Origin of the sequence: Coprococcus sp. AM100_B19A (genome assembly GCF_027662015.1) — a bacterium.
In the GTDB taxonomy this organism is placed as follows: Bacteria; Bacillota; Clostridia; order Lachnospirales; family Lachnospiraceae; genus Allocoprococcus; species Allocoprococcus comes.
In genome coordinates this window covers 74,619-95,702 of the sequence record NZ_JAQDKN010000002.1, presented here as the reverse complement: position 1 = coordinate 95,702, position 21,084 = coordinate 74,619, and the positions used below count along the sequence as shown (strand labels likewise).

Genomic DNA, 21,084 nt, shown 5'->3' with positions numbered 1-21,084 from the left:
GATCCCGGTCGCCAACACAACCTATATTTTAACGCCTTTTTTTTACAACCCTACTTCGTTGTACTTCCAAATCCCCCGTTTCTGACTGCCGTCGCATCGTCGTCCACAGTAATTCCATACTCAACAAAAATCCCCTGCATAAAGCCTGTCCCTTTTCCAAGCTCTACCGTTTTATTCTCATTGGTATCATTCGTCAGTTTCGCAAAGATATGGCCTTCATTATCAGAATAGAAATAATCGCTGTCAATAATTCCTACCGTATTATTCAGCTGCAGACGGAACTTGAATCCAAGTCCGCTTCTCGGGTAGCATTTGAGTACCCAGTTTTCTTCCATTTCTACACGGATCCCTGTCGGGATCTTGATCGTCTTTCCCGGCTCGATCACAAAATCATCCGGTGCATAGAAATCATATCCTGCACTTCCTGCCGTTGCACGCTTCGGCAGTTTGATTTCTTCATATAAAGCCTTGATCTGATCCTCTGTATACTGCTCACCAAAGGTATCCTTCCATCCTTCCATAAACTGTTCCAGACTTACTTTGTGAAATTTAGCAATTCTCTTCATGTAATACAATTTCTCCTTTTCCTAATGTCTCCGGTACGTTAATGACCATCTGGTTCGCGCTGCCTTTCCAGTGCAGATCCAGTTCTTTCTTCTCAACCTCGAATTCTCCGTCCACCAGAACGTCCAAATAATTTACAATATCCATATTCTTGATATCTTTCCATTCATAACCGGTGTAAAGCCAGATCGTCTTTGACGGAAATTTTTCTTTAATCTCTTTTGCCAGCATCATGACCTCATAGGCATTTGCCGAATGCAGCGGGTCGCCTCCACTGAATGTGATCCCACTGATATAATCCTTCTCCAGTTCTTCAAAAATCTCTGCCTTCGCCTTTTCATCGAAGAAAAGCCCACCATTCGGATCCCAGGTCACCGGATTGTGGCATTCCTTACAGCAATGGTCACATCCTGCAACCCAGAGGACAACCCGCAGGCCATCCCCGTTGAGCATATCATCTTTTGTTATATTATGGTAACGCATTTACATACTTTTCCTTTCCGCAATTTCTGCCATCTTGGCATCATTGAGTCTGGTATCTCCCTTAACTCTCGAATAAGACAGATATCCATTCATACGGTCAATCTTCGTCAGATTCTTGCTTCCACATACCGGACACACATCCATAGACAGCTCTTCATGACCACAGTCATCACAGTAGGCAAGTGACAGATTAACGCCCTCATAAAATCCCATATCCATTGCACGGCGTACCAGTGATTTGATAGCCTCTTTGTTATAATTGATCGGGTATTTTACATACTGGATCTTTCCACCGTTACACAGATCCCAGAAACGGTTTTCCAGATCCTGCTTTTCGATCGGTGTAATATCCTCGGTTACATGGCAGTGAAAACTGTTGCTCACATACGCCCTGTCCGATACATTTTCCACGATTCCATATTTTTTACGGAACTGCTGCACCTGCACACCACACAGATTCTCAGCCGGTGTTCCGTAAATCGCATACAGATAGCCGTCTTCTTTTTTAAATTCATTGACCTTCATGTTGATATATTCCATGGTCTTGATGGCAAATGCTCCATCCTCTACCAGGGACTTTTTATTATAAAGCTGCTGGAATTCATTGAGCGCCGTAATTCCAAAGGAAGCGGTTGCCGATTTCAGCACCGGTTTAATCTTGTCATGGATCTTCAGATGTCCGCCATAGAAACCACCCTCACAGTAGGCAAGCGGATTCGTAGAAGCACGCAGCTCTCCGAGGTATTCGTAAGTACGGATATGAAGCTTCCGGATCAGTTCCAGGTAATAATCCAGTACTTCAAAGAAATCTCGGTTCTCCTGTCTGGATTTGGCAAGGATCATCGGAAGATGGAGACTGACCGCACCGATGTTGAACCTTCCGACAAATACCGGCTCATCCTTTTCGTCCACCGGATTCATACCGCCTCTTTCATACCATGGAGATAAGAATGCACGGCATCCCATCGGACTGATGACTTTTCCGTAGCGCTTGTAAATACTCGGCACATAGCCTTTTCCGGTAAGGCTGAGCCAGTCCGGATACATAGTCTTTCTGGAGCACTCAATTCCGGCTTCAAAAAGATCTTCTCCCGGCTTTCCAGGTCCATGTAAATTTTCATCATAAAGGAACACGATTTTCGGGAAAAGTACCGGTTTTTTATGTCCCGGCTTTCCCTGTCCTCCTGCTCTTACTTCCAGCATCGTCTTTGTGACAAGCTTTCCGTATTCGCTGATATCGGTTCCGCTGGTCATGGTAATAAATGGATAGTCTCCACGGCTTGAGGATACGGAGTTGAACTTATACTCCCATCCCTGGAATCCCTGCTCCATCTCTTTTTCCAGATCCTTCCAGGCAATCTCCTGTGCTACTTCTTCCGAAAGTCCGAGGCTTCTGTATTTGTTCAGATGATTTTCATGGGAACGCTTCGCATAAGGCTCCAGGATCTCATCTACGCTCGGCACGGTAAATCCTCCGTACTGCTGGCTTGCCGCACTCAGTACGATATCTCCGATCACATCAAATGCCGTATCCAGTGTCTTTGGCTCATTGTACCAGAGATTTCCCATCTCAAATCCACCGGTCAGTACGCTTTTCACATCAAAGAGACAACAATTCATCGTATCTCTTCGGGCTGACATATCATGGATATAAATATATCCTTCCCGGATTGCCTGTAATTCTTCCACCGTCAGGAAAAATTTCTTATATAATTCTTTGTTCAGCTCATTGAAGATCAGGCTTCGCTTGGTCGATACCAGTGCACTGTCTGTATTACTGTTCTCTTTGTCCCCGATATACATGATCGACTGGCTTTTCTTATAAACCTCGTCAAGCATCTGCACAAAATCCTGCTTGTAATTCCGATAGTCCCGGTAACTTTTTGCCACGATCGGATTCACTTTCTCAAGCGCTCCCTCTACAATATTGTGCATCTCCGGAATCCGGATCTCATGCACTCCGAGTTCTTCTACCTTTTCTTCTACAAAATGACAGATAAAATCAATATCTTTCTGTGAAAATTTGATCAGTGCACGATATGCAGACTTATTGACTGCCACAACGACTTTTTGCACGTTAAATTCTTCTTTTGTCCCGTCTTTTTTTACAACTTTCACATTGTTTAAGCTCATCTTGTTCTCCTTTCTGATAACTACAATATATTGTATTCTATTTAAAATGTATACTATATCTTGACCGTTTTCCTCTATTTTAGCACTATCACAGCGAGAGCGTCAATCTGTGAAAATAACCAATTTTCCGACAGCCAGACAACCAAATCTTCTACAGGCATATTCCTGAAAATCCATTGACATTTTATATCGGACAGGCTTCTCCTTCTGTATTCAGACAATAGCCTTTCATTTTGAAAATCCTCGAATAATTTTTCCAAAACCTTTGGAGATACAAAAAGAGATAAGCCGAAACTGTTTCCTTTTCTGCTTATCTCTTTAATTCATAATCTTGTATTTTTTTAGTTTCCACACTCAATACTGATTTCATTGAACATCGTCAGGATTTCATCGATCGAGGTATCCTCTTTATCTTTTCCTGCCTTATCCATCACACAATGTCCCTGATGCATCATGATCAGACGATTACCGTATTCTACTGCATAGCGGAGATTGTGTGTGACCATAACCGTTGTCAGATTTTTTTCTTTTACAATCTTATCGGTCAGCTCCATGATCAGTTCTGCTGTCTTTGGATCCAGCGCAGCAGTATGCTCATCCAGGATCAAAAACTCGATTGGTGTCATCGTAGACATCAGCAGTGCCATCGCCTGACGCTGTCCTCCGGAAAGTGATCCGACTTTGACATGAAGCTTATCTTCCAGTCCAAGACCAAGCTGGGCGAGCTGTTCTCTGTAATAATCAATACGTGCCTTATTCGTTCCCCGTCCAAGTCCGTAGAACCTTCTTTTATTGTCCGCAAGAGACATATTTTCCAAGATCGTCATGGACGGACAGGTTCCCATAGATGGATTCTGGTACACGCGTCCGATCTTCTGGTTTCTCTTGTATTCTTTTACCCTTGTGATATCTTTTCCATCGATCAGGATCTGTCCGGATTCTACCGGAATACTTCCGCAGATGATATTCAGCATCGAAGTTTTACCGGAACCGTTACTTCCTACTACGGATACAAATTCGCCCTGATTGATCGTCAGATTGAAGTCCTCAAAAAGACACATCTCATTGACTGTACCCGGATTATAATATTTGTGGATATTTCTAAGCTCCAGCATTCTTCTTCACCTTCTTCTTTCTCTCCATACTAAGCACCAGAATTACCAGGAATAATACGGCTGTGATCAGCTTCATATCCTGCGGTTCGAAGTTCTTCAGTGCGATTGCCACACAGGCCTTGTAAATGATAGAACCGATCAGTACAGCTGTCGTTGTTTTTACAAAACTGATTTTTTTGAAAATACTGGTTCCGATGATAACACTTGCAAGACCGATTACCATCGCCCCTGTACCACTGGAAATTTCAAATACACGTTCTTCCTGACAGAAAATACATCCCGCAAGCGAACACAGCCCGTTTGCGATCGCAAGTCCCAGGATTTTCACATTTCCTTCATCCTTTGCCATTGCAGTTACCAGTTTATCGTTATCTCCAACTGCGCGGAGCAGGTATCCGGACTTGGTATTCAGGTAAAGGTCGAGAATGATTTTCACAATTAACGCAATGATCAGAATGATGAGCAATGTAGAGTAAGCGGAAAATCCTGACGGAAGCAGCTTATCCAGTGTATCATTTTTAAAGATTGTCTTCTGGGAAAACAACGGTACATTGGCTGTTCCTGCCACACGAAGGTTGATCGTCCAGAGCGCTGTCATCATAATGATACCTGAAAGCAGATCTCTTACCTTGCATTTGACATGGATCAGTCCGGTACAGATACCGGCTGCCACACCTGCTGCAAATGCAGCCGGAAGGGTCAGATACGGGTTCGCTCCTTTTGTGATCATAAGCGCCGTTACGGCAGCTCCTAATGGAAAGCTGCCATCTACGGTCAGATCTGGAAAATCCAGAATTTTGTATGTTATATAAATTCCCAATGCAAGGATTCCGTAAATCAGTCCCTGCTCCAAAATCGATACTGCAAAGCTCATTGCATTGCTCCTCACTTTTCTAATTCAAATTTAGTTTTCGCTGATAGAATCGTATGTCTCTACTGCACTGTTTTTCAGATCGTCTTCCACTGTGATTCCAAGATTTTCTGCTACTTTTGTATTCAGGTAAAGTCCTGCTTCTGTGATCGTCTCAAATGGCATTTCAGATGCTTTCTTTTCTCCTTTGAGAACCTTTGCTGCCATCTTACCTGTCTGTTTGCCAAGTGCTACATAATCAAGACCTTCTGCTGCCAGGCATCCAAGCTTCACCTGTTCGATCTCACTTCCGAATACCGGGATATTTGCTGCATTTGCCTTATCCAGAATGGTTGCAAGCGAGCTTACTACCGTATTATCTGTCAGGTTGCTGATGCAGTCTACCTGTGACAGAAGATCGTCTGTTGCAAGTGCGATTTCTGATGTATTTGTAATTCCCTTTTCTACAAGTTCAAATCCATAGTCACCGACTTTTTCTTTGTATTCAGCAATTGCAGATACGCTGTTTGCCTCACTTGTTGTATAGAGGATACCAATCTTCTTCGCATCTGGAAGAAGTTCACGGATCATTTTCAGCTGTGCTTCAATCGGAAGTTTATCACTGGTTCCTGTGACTTCTCCAACCGGGTTCCCTTTATCATCTGCAAGCTCTGCTGCTTTCGGGTCTGTAACTGCAGTATAAATAACCGAAATATCCGTATCCATCGCAGCATTATATGCTGTCTGTGCACTTGGTGTTGCGATTCCGCAGATCAGATCTACTTTATCGGATACAAAGCTGCTTGCGATCTGTGATGCAGTTCCCATATCTGCTGCCGAGTTCTTGTATTCAACATTCAGATTCTTTCCTTCCTCGATACCTTCTTCTTTCAGTCCCTCTAAAAATCCTTCACGGCAGTTATCTAAAGATCCGTGCTCTGCAAACTGGGAAATACCGATTGTATAGCTCTTTTCTCCATCTGCTGTCTTGGAATCCGACTTGCTTCCACATCCTGCCATCATTGTTGCTGCCATTGCCATTGTTAATAATACTGCGATTGTTCTCTTTTTCATAATTTTGTTCTCCTCTTCTTGATAAATAATTTTCTTTGTTAGCTTTCAAGAGAAGGTGTTTCTTGATTCCGCGCCGTACCACAACAGGAATACATATGTAACATCCTGCCGGAGACTTTTTATTTCATAGGAAGTCCCTTCGGAATTTCCTATGAAATAAAAAACGCCTCAATCCTTCTACGGATTGAGGCGACTAATATCTTCTACTAACGCGGTACCACTCAACTTTAACAGTTTCCTGTCCTCTTTTATGTACTAACATACATCCCTTATTGATAACGGGTTTGGTTCCCGACAAACCATACTCTCAATTATCTGATTTCAGGCTGCCCTCGAAAGTCCATTCAATTATCAACTCCATACAGCAATCCCACCGCCTGCTGCTCTCTGTGATATCGTTCGATAACCTACTCCTCTTTCTCAACGGTTTTACAATTTATGGTTAATATATTACCTCTTTATTCTCTGTTTGTCAACCTGATTTTTGGAATTTTTCAGATTTTTCTACTCTATTTCCTCCGCTCCCTGAAAAATATCCTGATAACATACTCCATAATTATCTAAAATCATTGAAAAGATTTTACGGTTCTTTTCATATTCCATCCCCAGTTCAAGATAGGCCTTAAGATGCAATAATGCCCCCAGAAGATAGACTCTGTCGTCTTCTGTTTTATAAAATTCATACAGACGGTAAATACTGATTATGAGGAGTTCTTCTTTATCCACTCCAAGTCTTTCACATTCATTCACCGCAAGCTTTATCGCCTCAAGATCTGTTCTGTACGATTCCCAATCCATTTCTCTACCCCCCTTTTTTTAATCATATCCTGTCATGGCGTTTTTGTAAAGTTAACTTGCGTATAATATCATTCTTTTTTCAAATTGAAATGCTACACTACTTTTATGAAGGAGAGATAAACAGCATGGAAAAGAATTTCGGTACACGCGTTCGGCAGGCACGTCACAAAGCCGGTCTTACACAGGCAGCACTAGCAGAAAAACTAAATCTTGACGAGACAACGATAAGCCGGATTGAAAATGGCAGCCAGGCAACATCCTTTGCAACCATGCTTAATTTTTCAGAAGCATTAGATGTCAAATTTGATTATCTGATCTGTGACTACCTGGATGATTCAATTCATTCAAAGGATCCGATCAATGCCGAGATCCTGGATATGATCACACCGCTTCCTGATAATTATAAACGACTGATCCGTGATAATATCCGACAGTTGTTAGAAAAGATTCCACCAGAGATGGGCGAAAAATAAATGTAGTCTATGCCACCCCGGAGCCGGAGGAGAAAAAAATCCTATAGATTCAAGTTGAATCTATAGGATTTTTTCTCTTCCTGGGCGCTCTGGGTTACTGGTTGTAACTGTTCTTCGCCCATTTGTATCGTGTTCGACAGAGAGGCGGTGTTACCCTCTGCGTTGTCCGTGTTCGTTCTGACCTGTACGGGCGGCACGCAGCACGTGAGAGGCGAGTACAGAGGTTGTGACGTTTCCTACTCCTCCCGGAACCGGTGTGATATGGGATACTTTTTCCCGGACATTTTCGTAGTCCACATCTCCACAGAGGGTTCCGTCTTCCAGTACGTTGATTCCGACATCCGCTACCACCGCTCCTTCGGCGATCATATCGGCGGTGATATGCTTTGCCCGTCCGATCGCAGCTACTATTATCTCTGCTTCGCGACATCTGTCCGCCAGATCTTTTGTGCGTGAATGGCAGATAGTTACAGTTGCATTCTGTCCAAGCATCAGCATGGAAAGCGGTTTTCCAACAACCATGCTTCTTCCGATGACGGTCACTCTTTTCCCCTGGAGTTCAATTCCATAGTGATTCATAATGTGCATCACTGCCTCAGAAGTACAAGGCGCATAAGCAGTTCTGTCACCTTCGAATATTTTTGCAAGATTTACAGGACTCATTCCATCCATATCCTTTGCCGGGTCGATCATCTGTCTGATCTTCTCTACATCGAGCTGCTCCGGAAGCGGCTGGAACAAAAGAATCCCGTGAACCTCCGGATCTTTATTGATCTTACAGAAAGCATCCTCAAATTCTTCCTGTGAAATATCTTCTGGCAGTTCTACAATGCGGCACTCGATTCCGATCATTTCCATTCTCTTTTTTGCTCCACGTTCGTAGGCAAGATCATTTTCTTTCGCTCCTACCCGAATGATCGTAAGGCATGGATTTACTCCCGCCGCATTCAACTCTTCTCTTTCTCTGATCAGCTTTTCTTTCATGGCTTTTGCCACTTCAGCCCCTCGCATCTGTATGCTCATGTCTTCCTCCTGTCTGTCTTATCTGTTATGGTTTGATACCCTTAAGTACAGCATCATAAGTTGTCTCTTTCAGTTCTTTGCCTGTCGCAATCAGTTGATCAGCCAGATAATTCAGTCTTTCAGCTTCTTCCTGATCCTTCATCATCTTTGTATTGATAAAAATATTAAGAGAAGCTCCTTCAAGGGCTGCCTGTGCAAAGAGGATTGCAACTCCTGCATCGCTGACAGCAAGCCTGCTTCCTTTTTCCCCCAGCACCCGGATCATCTCCATAGTATCTACAATTGTTTTCATGATACACAGTGGTGCTTCTGCCGCATTTTTAAGTGCGGCCTCCATAACTTTTTCCTTCTCTGCCTGTTCTTTCTCTGTCTCTTTTGGCATTCTGTAAGCCTTTGCCAGTGGTTCAAAAGCCTCGGCATCTTCATCTACCATCCGGACCAGATCCTGCTTCTTCTGCTCAAGTTTTTCTCTTATCTCTAGAATTTCTTCTTCAACATCCGCATATTTCTTTTTTCCGACAGTCAGATTTGTAACCATAAGTCCCAAAGCTGATGCGAACGCTCCGACTGCTGCCGATGCACCGCCACCTCCCGGAATCGGTGCTGACGATGAGAGCTGTTTCAAAAAATCAGTTGTTTTCTGCTCCAATAACATATTTTTCCTCCCGCTTATTTTTGCTTTCCTATTATAGCAAAGGATTTCTCTTCTGAAACATAGTACTTTCTAATATGCCTTTCAGGATATCGGTATATGAAATTCTATCTGAATCCTAATGAAAATCCGGTGTCCCCACCATATCATACGGGGTTGCCTGGTAAACATAGTAATTCAGCCAGTTTGCATACATACAGTTACCATGTGCTCTCCATGTAAGAAGTGGCTTCTGTGTGCTGTCATTGTCTGGATAATAATTCTCCGGCATTTCAATCGGAAGTCCTTTGCTCAGATCCCGCTTATACTCCTGATCCAGTGTCACCCGGTCGTACTCCGGATGTCCCATCACAAAAATCTGTCTTCCATTCTGTGCCATGATAAGGTATGCTCCTGCCTTTTCCGACTCTGCCAGAATCATCAGTCTCTCATCTGCACGGATCTTCTCAATCGGCACATCTGTATGTCTCGAATGCGGTGCATAAAATACATCATCAAATCCACGTACCAGAGGAATCTTACGGTTCATAACCTTATGTTCAAAGATACCGAAAAGCTTTTTGTCCAGCTGTACTTTATTAATCCCATAATGATAATAAAGTGCTGCCTGTGCTCCCCAGCAGAGATGGATCGTTGAAGTAACATGCGTCTTTGTCCACTCCATGATCTCTACAAGTTCTTCCCAGTAATCCACCTCTTCAAAAGGCATCTGCTCTACCGGTGCTCCGGTTATGATAAATCCGTCAAATTTCTGATCTTTTACATTTTCAAAATTCTCATAAAACCGGTTCAGGTGATTCGCTGAAGTATTCTTTGAAACATGATTTTTCACTGCCAAAAACACAATGTCAACCTGCAGCGGTGTATTGGAAAGGGAGCGCAGAAGCTGAAGTTCTGTATCCTCTTTCATTGGCATAAGATTCAGAAGTCCGATCTTGATCGGACGAATGTCCTGATGAACCGCACGGTTCTCATCCATTACAAATATATTTTCTTTTTCCAGTATTTCTTTTACCGGAAGGTCATTCTGTACACGAATTGGCATTTCTGCTTACTTCCTCTCTTTTTTATTTTCCCCGTTTTTTACCGCTGTATCATTTTCTTCCGGATTTTCTCTGACAAATCTTCCGCTATCATCCACATAACTCTTTTCCCCATACTCCGAAGTCTGAAGCGGAAGCTTTTTCTTCTCCAGCAAATGATTGATCAGCATTGTAATAATATAATAAACTACTGCAAATGTAGGCACGCCCATGATCATTCCTACAAATCCAAACAGACCGCCTCCGAGCAGGATTGAAAATACAACCCAGAATGCAGATAATCCGGTCGAATTGCCCAAAATCTTCGGTCCGATCACATTTCCATCAAGCTGCTGCAGCACAAGAATGAAGATCAGGAAATACAAGCCCTTGATCGGATCATTCAGCAAAATCAGAACGGCACTCGGAATAGCACCGATATACGGTCCGAAGAAAGGAATGACATTGGTCACACCAACGATTACACTGATCAAAAGTATGTACGGCATCTTCAGGAGCGTAAGTCCAAAGAAGCAAAGCACTCCGATAATCATAGAATCAATGATCTTTCCAATAATAAATCCACCGAAAATCTCATTGCTTTTCTTTGTCAGATGCAGGATCATATTGGCATGATCTGTACGGAACACTGCATAGACGATCTTTTTACTCTGTGCGGAAAATGTTTCCTTACTGAACAGAATATAGACTGATACAATAAGACCAATCAGAAAATTCAGGATCTCACTGACAAAATTGATGATCCCAACCGTCAGGTTTGACATCACTTCATTAACCTTGGTTAAAAGATCCTGTTTGATCCAGTTCTGTAATGCATCCGATCCCTTTTCTAACAGGTTACGTGCCATGACTCCGGCAGGACTGGTATCTTTCTGGATACTTATGATCTTCGTAACCATATCACTGATCTGTCCCGGCAGAGTCTGAACCATGTCACGGATACTTTTATAAAGTTCCGGAATCAGCATATTGCACAGTGCCAGGATCAAAGCAAGCAGCATAACCAGCGCTGCAAAAACACCGACACTACGCGAAACCTTCTTTGCCTTTTCCTGAGACATTTTCTTTTTTAATTGTGGAATCAGCCACCGGTCAATCTGCTTTACGATCGGATTCAGCAAATATGCGATCACCATTCCGTATAGGATCGGCTTTAACACATCAATTACTTTACTGACACCTACTGATATATCATCTATTCGGAGTAACAGAAAATAAAAGATCACACAAGCTGCAATTACAAGAAAAAAGGTAAGCCCTTTCCTGAAATGAAGCAAAATCTTTGATGGTCCTCTGTTACCAAATTCCGGACGCTTCTCATAATACGCTGCTGATTTCTTCTCTTCCGGCTTCTCCGAAACCCCTTCCTCTACATTTTCTTTTTTTTCCATTTAATTTCCCTGTCTTTCTTCAAAAGTCTAGTTTTTATTATACCTTCTTTCTAACACCCCCGTCAACCTTCCCAACCATCCTTTTCACACCTTTTCTCTCAATCTTGCTCCGTCTTTTCTGAATCACGCTCCCACTTGCAGCTCCACAGCCCGAAGATGGCTGTGGAAACCGTCCTCCTCCCAAATCATTCAACTCTCTTTTGGTTAGTGCAATGAAGTCCTATCGATTTGTTTTCCATTTTCTTCGTCCCTTCCTCACAAACAAAAACGGGTGCAGGAGAAACTCTCCCACACCCATCAATCTCATCTACGCACATCCACAACTGAAAGTTGCACATTCCGTCTCATCACAGCTGCATGCCTTGCTGCCCTCCACACTGATCTTTCCTGCATGGCACTGGCATTCCTTATTGTACTGGCACTCCGTGGCCTTGCAGTCGATCTTGCTTGTCGGACCCGCCTCACCAGTCACATTACTGTAGGTGCCGCTTTTTCTTTCTTCAAAGCTGTCACAGCTTGTCTCTGCAGCTTTCCGTGCAGATTTTCCTCCCACCGTAATTTCGTTCAGATCACAATAAAAATCTTTGTTGTGCATACATGTCTGTACTGTACATTTTAATTCAGGCATAATGTTACCTCCTTTTTGAAAATCAGTATCATTATGCCCGAAAGTTTTATTTCTTATTCAGATTTTATTTAAAACTCTATTTATCGTCTTCTTTTTTTACTTCCCTTGCTGTTTTGGCCTGGATCTCCATCTTGATTGCTGCAAGAAAGTCTGCCAGTGTCTTCTGTCCTTCATCCCCTTCAAAACGGCTTCTTACAGATACCAGTCCGTCCTCTTCTTCTTTTGCTCCGACAACCAGCATATACGGGATCTTCTTCATCTGTGCTTCACGGATCTTGTATCCGATCTTCTCTGCACGTGTATCAATCTCTGCGCGAACACCTGAATTGTTCAGTTCATCCAGAACCTTCTGTGCATAATCCATATATTTGTCTGAAATCGGAAGTACCTTAACCTGTACCGGTGCAAGCCATGTCGGGAATGCTCCCGCAAAATGCTCGATCAGGATACCGATAAATCTTTCGATCGATCCAAAGATTACACGGTGGATCATGATCGGACGATGTTTCTCACCATCTGCTCCTGTGTATTCAAGGTTAAATCTGAGCGGAAGCTGGAAATCAAGCTGGATGGTTCCACACTGCCATGTTCTTCCGATAGAGTCTTCCAGATGGAAGTCGATCTTCGGTCCGTAGAACGCTCCATCTCCTTCATTTACTACATATGGAAGTCCCAGATCGTCCAATGCGCCGCGAAGGGCTTCTGTAGCCATATCCCAGTCTTCATCGCTTCCCATGCTGTCTTCCGGTCTTGTAGAAAGTTCTACATGGTATTTAAATCCAAACAGGCTGTAAACTTCATTGATCAGTTTTACAACGCCTTTGATCTCATCACGTACCTGCTCTGGTGTCATGAAGATATGTGCATCATCCTGTGTGAAGCATCTTACACGCATCAGTCCGTGGAGCTGTCCTGATTTTTCGTGACGGTGAACCAGACCAAGTTCTCCCATACGAATCGGAAGATCACGATAAGAACGTGGTTCTGATTCATATACAAGAATTCCACCCGGACAGTTCATCGGTTTGATTGCAAAATCTTCATCATCAATCACAGTTGTATACATGTTGTCTTTGTAGTGATCCCAGTGTCCTGATGTTTCCCAAAGATGACGGCTTAACATGATCGGTGAGGAAATCTCCACATAACCTGCTTTTTTATGGATCTCTCTCCAGTAATCAAGCAGCTGATTTTTCAGTTCCATTCCTTTTGGAAGGAAGAACGGGAAACCCGGTCCTTCTTCTCTCATCATGAAAAGTCCAAGTTCTTTTCCAAGTTTTCTATGGTCACGCTTCTTTGCTTCTTCCATCATATGCAGATATTCTTCAAGCTCTGCTTTCTTCGGATAGGAAGTACCATAAACTCTCTGAAGCATCTTATTCTTTTCACTTCCGCGCCAGTAAGCTCCTGCAAGGCTTGTAAGTTTGAATGCTTTTACCGGTTTTGTGCTCATCAGGTGAGGTCCTGCACAAAGATCTGTAAATTCTCCCTGTGAATAGAAGCTGATTACGGAATCTTCCGGAAGGTCTTCGATCAGTTCCACTTTATATGGTTCATCTTTTTCTTTAAAATATGCAATTGCCTCAGATCTTGGCATTGTATACTGCTTGATTGGAAGATCTTCCTTCACGATCTTCTTCATCTCAGCTTCGATTTTTTCCAGATCTTCTGCTACAAGTGGAGTCTCACGATCGATATCGTAATAGAATCCATCCTCAATAGAAGGTCCGATTGCAAGCTTTGTATCCGGGTACAGTCTCTTGATCGCCTGTGCCATAATGTGGGATGTTGTGTGACGGAATGCACCTTTTCCTTTTTCATCATTGAATGTAAGAATGTTCAGCTCACAGTCTTTGTCGATCACAGTTCTTAAATCAACAACTTCTCCGTCAACTTCTCCTGCTGTTGCAACCCTTGCAAGTCCTTCACTGATATCTTTTGCAATATCAATTACAGACATGCTCTGTGCATATTCTTTGCTTGATCCATCTTTTAATGTGATTTTCATAGTCTTTTTGTTCCTCTCTTTATTTTATAAATTCTGATTATACGACATTTTTCTGTGCAAGCTCCGGATCCGGATGTTCTCCTGACCATCCTGCCTGTGGCATAGTTGCCAGTCTCGATACATCCTCTTCGCTGATCTCAAAATGGAACAGATCCATATTCTGTTTCATCCGCTCCATCGAAGATGATTTCGGAAGCGGAATGATATCATTCTGAAGCAGAAATCTCAGACACAGCTGCGCCGGTGAAACCTGATACTTTCCGGCAAGTTCAAGGATCAGTCCATCTTCCAGAATCCGCCGTCTTCCGATCGGGCTCCATGCCTGCATCTGAATACCATGCTCTTTACAATACTGCACAGCTGCTTGCTGCATATAACCCGGATGCAGTTCCAGCTGATTGACAACTGGTTTTACAGTTCCATTCTCCAGAATGTTCTTAATATGGTGCGGAAGGAAGTTGCTGAGTCCAAGTCCCCGGATCTTCCCTTCTTTCTGAAGTTCTTCCATCGCCCTCCAGGTCTCAAGATCCAGTTCTTTCCAGTTCTCACAGTCAGCCGACGGTCTTGGCCAGTGGATCAGATAGATGTCCAGATAATCGGTACCAAGTCTTTTCAGACTCTTTTCTAATGCATCCTTTGTCTGCTGATATCCCATTTCATCTTTCCACATTTTGGATACAAGGAAGAAATCCTCTCTTGGAAGATTGCTTTCACGGATCGCCTGACCTACAAACTCTTCGGTCTGATAAAAGGATGCGGTATCAAAATAGCGATATCCTGCTTCTATGGCAGTCTTTAAAATCTCCACGTTATTCCCTTCTGCCGCTTTGTAGGTTCCAAAACCAACGCATGGGATTTTCATATCATTGTTCAACTTGAAACAATCGTAAATACTTTCCATCAGATCATCCTTTCTGTAAACTAAAAAACCTCTGCAACAGAAATATCTGCTGCAGAGGACGAGTTACTTTGTATACCCGCGGTTCCACCCCGCTTGTCCTGATTTCCAGGACCTCTTTGTGGATGATAACGGTATCCAGCCGGACTGTTTTACAGCCGCTCGGAGGTGGTCTTCAAACGCTTCTGTAATAAGAGGCTCTCAGCCTAAGACCTCTCTCTCTGGGATTCTTCCTGCGTTCTACTCTTCTCTTCATCGCATTTGCTAACATTATACCATGGGATTTTCATTTGTCAACACGTTCAAAAAATGTATTGAAAATTTCTATCAGAACCTATTTGTTCTTACCACAGCATTTTTTATATTTTTTACCACTTCCGCACGGACATGGATCGTTTGGATAAACTTTCTTTTCCACGTGGATTGTACGTGCGTTTTTCTGTTCTTTGTAAAGGACTTTTTTCTTTTCTTCTGTAAAGATCTTATCCCACTGTGGCAGTTCATACAGCCAGTCAGCTTTTGCATCTACCATATTCTTGTAAAGCAGTTCTTTATCAAAAGCAAGACTTACCTCAGTGTCCTCATCCATTGTCTCAATTGGATTAGCCACTTTCAGGCTGTCGTTGATTCCATCAAGGAATCCTGTCATTGTAAATACATTAATGCCATATTTTTCAGCAAGTTCCTTTACAGTTCCTTTTACTTCTGCGTCTGGATTCTCAAGCAGCTTTTCATAGATCTCTTTTTCAGTCTGGAAATAGGTTCCCCAGAACTTCTGCAGAGAAGCTTTATCCATCTCTTTCGAGTAAGCGGTATCTCTCCACTGTTCTAATAATGTACTCATACTGTAAATTCTCCTTTTTATTCTTTATCACTCCATATATCATACAGCATTTTTCGACTGTTTGCAAAACATTTTCTTGTAGAAATTGTTTTTTATCTATATAATAGAGATAAAGTATAGTACGAAGGTGGTTGTTATGAAAAAATTCAAGCGTTTTGCAGCTCTTATCTGTGCAATTCTTCTGTTCCTGATGTACGTCAGCACTCTGGTATTTGCATTTATCGACAAATCCAGATCATTAGGACTTCTGAAAGCATCTGTTGCCTGCACGATTCTTGTGCCGGTTATGAGTTACGCCTATATCCTGGTTTATCGTCTGATCCACAGGAATGATGACGACTTTCACAGTGAATATTAACATCTCATACATAAAGCTCTGCCATCATCCAGGCAGGGCTTTTTTCTTCGCCGAATCTGCCACCGAATCGTTTTTTCTCCTGTTCTCTGATCTTCTGTCTCTTATTTAGATATTCTTCCATGGAAATGACTTCCTGTGTGCTGATATTCTTCTCTTTCTGCATATCTTGTTACCTCCTGTCTACAGTTTTTTCGTCTGTCTGCCTTCTGGTATAAGCCTCATCCGGCATTTCCCCGACATCTTTAATATATGTTCTTATTTTCTGATTTATGACTTTTTTTTTTATTTTAAGAGTATAGCCGTGTTCTGTGACCTTACTATGGAGATTCTCTAAAAAAATCATAAGTTGTTTCTTAAGAAAATATGATTGACAACACCACGTCAATTCACTAAACTAGACATAGTGAGTAGTAAGAAAGGAAGAACATCATGAACAATTTGCAGATACCGGAGAATTACCATTCTCCACTTACGATCCGCGAGACTGAAGTGGCTATCAAAGAAGTAAAAGACCACTTTGAACGCGCACTTGCCAAATCTCTGCATCTGACGCGTGTATCCGCTCCTCTTTTCGTCCGCCCGGAATCCGGACTGAACGATAACCTGAACGGAGTAGAACGCCCGGTTGCATTTGGCATCAAAGAACAGGAAGACCGCGAAGTTGAGATCGTCCACTCTCTTGCAAAATGGAAACGTTACGCCTTAAAGCGCTACGGCTTTCATTCAGGAGAAGGACTTTATACTGATATGAGCGCTATCCGCCGAGATGAAGATACTGACAACATCCATTCCATCTATGTTGACCAGTGGGACTGGGAAAAAGTAATTTCCAAAGAAGAACGCAACATGGAGACACTGGAATACACCGTAGGAAAAGTATACAGTGCACTCAAAGAAACCGAAGCCTACATGGCACGCCGTTACAATTATATTGAAGAATTCCTTCCGGATGAAATCAGCTTCATCACATCCCAGGAACTGGAAACCATGTATCCTGACAAGACACCAAAGGAACGTGAATACCACTTTGCCAAAGCCAAAGGTGCCGTATTCATCAAACAGATCGGTAAGACCCTTGCCTCCGGACAGCGTCATGACGGACGTGCACCGGACTACGATGACTGGGAACTGAACGGTGATATCATCGTCTACTATCCGGTACTCGATATCGCACTGGAGCTTTCTTCCATGGGTATCCGTGTCGATGAAGATGCACTCCGCCGTCAGTTAAAGGAAGCCGGCTGCGAAGAACGCGCCGAGATGGATTTCCAGAAAGCATTACTGAACGGAAAACTTCCGTACACAGTCGGAGGCGGAATCGGACAGTCCCGAATCTGTATGTTCTATCTCCGCAAAGCCCACATCGGAGAAGTCCAGTCCTCCATCTGGCCGGACGACGTCCTCGAAGAAGCCGCATCCCGCGGAGTGTACTTACTGTAATACATAACCAACCATTATCACAATTTGATAATTCGCCATAAAAAAATGAGGCAGGACTAAAAAAGTCCTGCCCTATTTTTACATTCCTATTTATTTCTGAAGATGATATCATGTCTTCCCGGTCCATTAGAAACCATTGTGATCGGATATCCGATCTCTTTCTCGATAAATTCGATGTAGTTTCTGCAGTTCTCCGGAAGATCTTCGTATTTCTTGATTCCTCTGATGTCGCATTTCCATCCCGGAAGTGTCTTGAGTACTGGTTTTGCTTTCTCAAGAAGATGTGTTGTCGGGAATTCTGTTGTAACTTCTCCGTCAATCTCGTATCCTACACATACCGGAATTTCATCCAGGTATCCAAGTACGTCGACAACAGTAAATGCTACATCTGTAGTTCCCTGCATACGGCATCCATATTTGGATGCTACACAGTCAAACCATCCCATACGTCTCGGACGACCTGTTGTTGCGCCGAATTCTCCGCCGTCTCCACCACGTCTTCTAAGTTCATCTGCTTCTTCGCCAAAGATCTCACTTACAAAGGCACCTGCTCCTACTGCACTTGAGTAGGCTTTACATACTGTAACGATCTGTTTAATCTCATACGGCGGGATTCCGGCACCGATTGCACCGTAAGCTGCCAGTGTAGAAGAAGAAGTTACCATTGGGTAAATTCCATGATCCGGATCCTTTAATGTTCCAAGCTGTCCTTCAAGAAGAATTTCTTTACCTTCCTTGAGTGCTTCGTTAAGATACAGAGAAACGTTACATACATACGGTGCTACCATTTCTTTGTATTCCATCAGTTCCTTATATAAATCATCAGGATTGATTAACGGTTTGTGATACAGATGTTCCAACATGACGTTCTTCTGTTCTGCTATGCGGTTTACCTTTTCTCTAAGTTCAGCTTCATCCTCGAAAAGCTCACTGATCTGGAAACCAATCTTTGCATACTTGTCTGAATAAAACGGTGCAATACCAGACTTTGTAGATCCGAACGACTTTCCGCCCAGTCTCTCTTCCTCATATGCATCAAAATTCTTGTGATAAGACATCACCATCTGTGCACGGTCTGACACCAGAATCTTCGGCATCGGAACATCTCTGTCAATGATTGACTGGATTTCCTTGAAAAGAACCGGGATATCTACAGCGACACCATTGCCGATGATACTGGTTGTATGTCCGTAGAAAACTCCTGACGGTAATGTATGAAGAGCGAATTTGCCGTAATCATTGATAATTGTATGTCCGGCATTTGCTCCACCCTGGAAACGAATGATAATATCTGCTTTTTCGGCAAGCATATCTGTGATCTTACCTTTTCCTTCGTCTCCCCAGTTCGCACCTACTACTGCTTTAACCATAATAAATCCTCCTGCGTGTTCTTGGCTATCTGTGAAATATCTCCACAGTGTCATCCCTCTTTTCATCGGGATAACTCCTACTTATAAATATAATCAATGTCCCTTATAAAGACACCGATTGAATTATACTACATTTCAAATAAAAAGTACACTCTTATTTTCAGCTACTTCCCGAAAATTCCGTATTTTTCTTGATTTTATGCTCCGTAACAGTCTTGCTACATCAGCGGTGCCACAAGTCTTAAAACCTGACCGTATATTTTCACAAAAGTACTCCGGTTTCTGACCTCCGTCATCGTCACCTTCTGACATTTTGCCAGTGTATCCTGGAAGTCCTTTTCAATATCACGCACAACCGGATTGCGGTAAATGAAAACACCGCATTCAAAATGCAGATAAAGACTGCGGTAATCCAGATTGATACTGCCTACTGTCGCCGTATCATCGTCTGAAGTAAATACTTTTGCATGAACAAATCCAGGCGTATATTCATAGATCTCTACCCCACCTGCGATCAGTTCCTCATAATAAGTCTTCGCAAGATAAAATGCATACGGCTTATCTGGAATATGTGGCATAATAATCTGCACTTCTATTCCACCTTTTGCAGCTCTTGTCAGCGCATCAATCATCTCATTGTCCAGGATCAGATACGGTGTCATAATATGCACATACTTCTTCGCATGATTCAGAATGTGGAAATACACTTCTTCTCCTACATTTTCATGATCGAACGGACTGTCTCCGTATGGGATGATATAACCATCTTTGCGGCTGAATCCCGGCTGCTTTTCTGTCAGATACTTTGCATAATCCTCCGGCTGTCTCTCCGTAATATTCCACATCTGCAGGAACATCATGGTAAAACTCTGCACGGCATCACCTTCGATTTTGATCGCTGTATCTTTCCAGTGTCCGAACCGGACTTTCTTGTTGATATATTCATCTGCCAGATTGACACCTCCGGTAAATGCAACCTTTCCGTCAATCACACAGATTTTCCGGTGATCCCGATTATTCTGGCTGGTAGAAAGGATGGGTACGATCGGTCCAAATTCCTTGCACTGGATTCCATATTCCCGGAGCTGCTTCGGATACTCATACGGCAAAAGGCTGATACTGCAGGTTCCGTCATACATCAGGCGTACTTCCACGCCCTCTTTCACCTTTTTACGCAGAACCTCCAGAACAGTGTCCCACACATATCCTTCTCCGATAATAAAATATTCCATGAAAATAAATTTTTCTGCCTTATTCAGTTCTTCGATCAGAACCGGAAATTTGTCATCTCCCAGTGGAAAATACTGTGCCTGTGAGTTCCCATAAGTCGGAAATCCCACCTGGTTATAAAGGAAATGTGACAGATTGGCGTTTGCAACCCTTCCACCTTTCATCGCATGGACGACATATTCATTCTGCTGCATATAAGGTTCAGTCTCCACTCGAAGCTTCTCCAGTCTGGCACCCAGATATTTGGTTCCGATCCCTGCTTTTGTAAACAGATAAAATCCAACTCCGACCACCGGGACAAGGAACACAAACAGGATCCACGTCATCTTAAACGCCGGATTCCCTTTTTCATTGAAAATATAAATCGCTGTGATAAAAGAAAGAAGCGATATCACTCCGTTCATATAGGTACTGTAATTTCCCAGATATGTAAAAGTGAGAACCATAATACCAATCTGAAGAAGGATCAGTAAAAGAATAATTGCAGTATGGCTGTACACTGCACCAAATAATTTGTTCTTGGCACGTTCTTTGACTGTCTTACTGGTGTCATGGTATTTTGTAATTTCTCTCATGCGCGGTCTTCCTCTCTTTAGATACTATTTTATATCGTAACACAATTTTTATTCTTTCACAACATTCCAGCTGCTTATAATCGTACAACACTTCCTTATTTTTGTTGTTTTTCTGGTTCTTTTATAAATATTTT

21 protein-coding genes and 2 other annotated features are annotated in these 21,084 nt (G+C 42.7%); of the genes, 3 read left to right on the top strand and 18 right to left on the bottom strand.

What is annotated here, in order from left to right; translation table 11 throughout:
• Nucleotides 1-50: 50 nt before the first annotated feature.
• The 7 genes from PGQ33_RS02655 to PGQ33_RS02625 all read right to left on the bottom strand — a co-directional run bounded on the left by PGQ33_RS02655 (nt 51) and on the right by PGQ33_RS02625 (nt 7,017).
• Entirely contained in the window at nt 51-566 is a 516-nt protein-coding gene (locus PGQ33_RS02655; protein ID WP_008374818.1) for a deoxyuridine 5'-triphosphate nucleotidohydrolase, read from the bottom strand.
• Entirely contained in the window at nt 550-1,047 is a 498-nt protein-coding gene (nrdG, locus tag PGQ33_RS02650; RefSeq protein ID WP_008374816.1) for an anaerobic ribonucleoside-triphosphate reductase activating protein, read from the bottom strand. Before nrdG ends, PGQ33_RS02655 begins: the two co-directional genes overlap by 17 nt.
• Complete coding sequence (gene nrdD, locus PGQ33_RS02645; protein WP_117823054.1) at nt 1,048-3,180, bottom strand: anaerobic ribonucleoside-triphosphate reductase; 2,133 nt, start codon at nt 3,178-3,180, stop codon at nt 1,048-1,050.
• Between the two features lie 341 nt (nt 3,181-3,521).
• Entirely contained in the window at nt 3,522-4,295 is a 774-nt protein-coding gene (locus PGQ33_RS02640; protein WP_270205210.1) for an ABC transporter ATP-binding protein, read from the bottom strand.
• The gene (locus PGQ33_RS02635; protein WP_055158458.1) at nt 4,282-5,169 is read right to left on the bottom strand and encodes an ABC transporter permease; all 888 of its coding nucleotides are present in this window, start codon (nt 5,167-5,169) and stop codon (nt 4,282-4,284) included. Before PGQ33_RS02635 ends, PGQ33_RS02640 begins: the two co-directional genes overlap by 14 nt.
• A 30-nt stretch (nt 5,170-5,199) precedes the next feature.
• The gene (locus PGQ33_RS02630; protein ID WP_055158460.1) at nt 5,200-6,219 is read right to left on the bottom strand and encodes an ABC transporter substrate-binding protein; all 1,020 of its coding nucleotides are present in this window, start codon (nt 6,217-6,219) and stop codon (nt 5,200-5,202) included.
• A gap of 182 nt (nt 6,220-6,401) precedes the next feature.
• Nucleotides 6,402-6,652 (bottom strand) — a binding site (T-box leader).
• Between the two features lie 71 nt (nt 6,653-6,723).
• Nucleotides 6,724-7,017 carry a hypothetical protein gene (locus tag PGQ33_RS02625; RefSeq protein ID WP_270205209.1) on the bottom strand — a complete coding sequence of 98 codons (294 nt, stop codon included), beginning with the start codon at nt 7,015-7,017 and terminating at the stop codon, nt 6,724-6,726.
• A gap of 125 nt (nt 7,018-7,142) precedes the next feature.
• On the opposite strand from PGQ33_RS02625, the gene PGQ33_RS02620 reads away from it, so the two are divergent.
• On the top strand, nt 7,143-7,490 hold the full coding sequence (locus tag PGQ33_RS02620; RefSeq protein ID WP_022220545.1) for a helix-turn-helix domain-containing protein: 348 nt from the start codon (nt 7,143-7,145) through the stop codon (nt 7,488-7,490).
• 150 nt (nt 7,491-7,640) lie between these two features.
• Here PGQ33_RS02620 and PGQ33_RS02615 read toward each other — a convergent pair whose 3' ends face one another.
• The 8 genes from PGQ33_RS02615 to PGQ33_RS02580 form a co-directional block, all read right to left on the bottom strand.
• A complete protein-coding gene (locus PGQ33_RS02615; protein WP_173824589.1) occupies nt 7,641-8,513 on the bottom strand; it encodes a bifunctional 5,10-methylenetetrahydrofolate dehydrogenase/5,10-methenyltetrahydrofolate cyclohydrolase in 873 nt (290 codons plus the stop codon).
• Nucleotides 8,514-8,538: 25 nt separating this feature from the next.
• A complete protein-coding gene (locus tag PGQ33_RS02610) occupies nt 8,539-9,168 on the bottom strand; it encodes a cyclodeaminase/cyclohydrolase family protein (RefSeq protein WP_270205208.1) in 630 nt (209 codons plus the stop codon).
• 115 nt (nt 9,169-9,283) lie between these two features.
• Entirely contained in the window at nt 9,284-10,210 is a 927-nt protein-coding gene (gene metA, locus PGQ33_RS02605; protein WP_270205207.1) for a homoserine O-acetyltransferase MetA, read from the bottom strand.
• Between the two features lie 6 nt (nt 10,211-10,216).
• On the bottom strand, nt 10,217-11,599 hold the full coding sequence (locus PGQ33_RS02600; RefSeq protein ID WP_117835237.1) for an AI-2E family transporter: 1,383 nt from the start codon (nt 11,597-11,599) through the stop codon (nt 10,217-10,219).
• A gap of 307 nt (nt 11,600-11,906) precedes the next feature.
• Complete coding sequence (locus PGQ33_RS02595; protein ID WP_270205206.1) at nt 11,907-12,227, bottom strand: DUF1540 domain-containing protein; 321 nt, start codon at nt 12,225-12,227, stop codon at nt 11,907-11,909.
• A 76-nt stretch (nt 12,228-12,303) separates the two neighbouring features.
• Entirely contained in the window at nt 12,304-14,235 is a 1,932-nt protein-coding gene (thrS, locus tag PGQ33_RS02590; RefSeq protein WP_270205205.1) for a threonine--tRNA ligase, read from the bottom strand.
• 37 nt (nt 14,236-14,272) lie between these two features.
• Complete coding sequence (locus PGQ33_RS02585) at nt 14,273-15,136, bottom strand: aldo/keto reductase (RefSeq protein ID WP_117556267.1); 864 nt, start codon at nt 15,134-15,136, stop codon at nt 14,273-14,275.
• Nucleotides 15,137-15,187: 51 nt separating this feature from the next.
• Nucleotides 15,188-15,398 (bottom strand) — a binding site (T-box leader).
• A gap of 69 nt (nt 15,399-15,467) precedes the next feature.
• Entirely contained in the window at nt 15,468-15,977 is a 510-nt protein-coding gene (locus PGQ33_RS02580) for an SEC-C metal-binding domain-containing protein (RefSeq protein ID WP_270205204.1), read from the bottom strand.
• A gap of 136 nt (nt 15,978-16,113) precedes the next feature.
• On the opposite strand from PGQ33_RS02580, the gene PGQ33_RS02575 reads away from it, so the two are divergent.
• Nucleotides 16,114-16,335 carry a hypothetical protein gene (locus PGQ33_RS02575; RefSeq protein WP_022220548.1) on the top strand — a complete coding sequence of 74 codons (222 nt, stop codon included), beginning with the start codon at nt 16,114-16,116 and terminating at the stop codon, nt 16,333-16,335.
• Nucleotides 16,336-16,339: 4 nt separating this feature from the next.
• Here the strand turns inward: PGQ33_RS02575 and PGQ33_RS02570 are convergent, their stop codons facing one another.
• A complete protein-coding gene (locus PGQ33_RS02570) occupies nt 16,340-16,498 on the bottom strand; it encodes a hypothetical protein (RefSeq protein ID WP_008374787.1) in 159 nt (52 codons plus the stop codon).
• A gap of 266 nt (nt 16,499-16,764) precedes the next feature.
• Here PGQ33_RS02570 and asnA point away from each other — a divergent pair, with 266 nt between their 5' ends.
• On the top strand, nt 16,765-17,775 hold the full coding sequence (gene asnA / locus PGQ33_RS02565; protein ID WP_008374783.1) for an aspartate--ammonia ligase: 1,011 nt from the start codon (nt 16,765-16,767) through the stop codon (nt 17,773-17,775).
• 86 nt (nt 17,776-17,861) lie between these two features.
• Here the strand turns inward: asnA and PGQ33_RS02560 are convergent, their stop codons facing one another.
• Both PGQ33_RS02560 and cls read right to left on the bottom strand, forming a co-directional pair.
• Complete coding sequence (locus PGQ33_RS02560; RefSeq protein WP_117823944.1) at nt 17,862-19,145, bottom strand: adenylosuccinate synthase; 1,284 nt, start codon at nt 19,143-19,145, stop codon at nt 17,862-17,864.
• A gap of 218 nt (nt 19,146-19,363) precedes the next feature.
• Nucleotides 19,364-20,950: a cardiolipin synthase gene (cls, locus tag PGQ33_RS02555; RefSeq protein WP_270205203.1), complete on the bottom strand. Its 1,587-nt coding sequence runs from the start codon at nt 20,948-20,950 to the stop codon at nt 19,364-19,366.
• Nucleotides 20,951-21,084 lie beyond the last annotated feature (134 nt).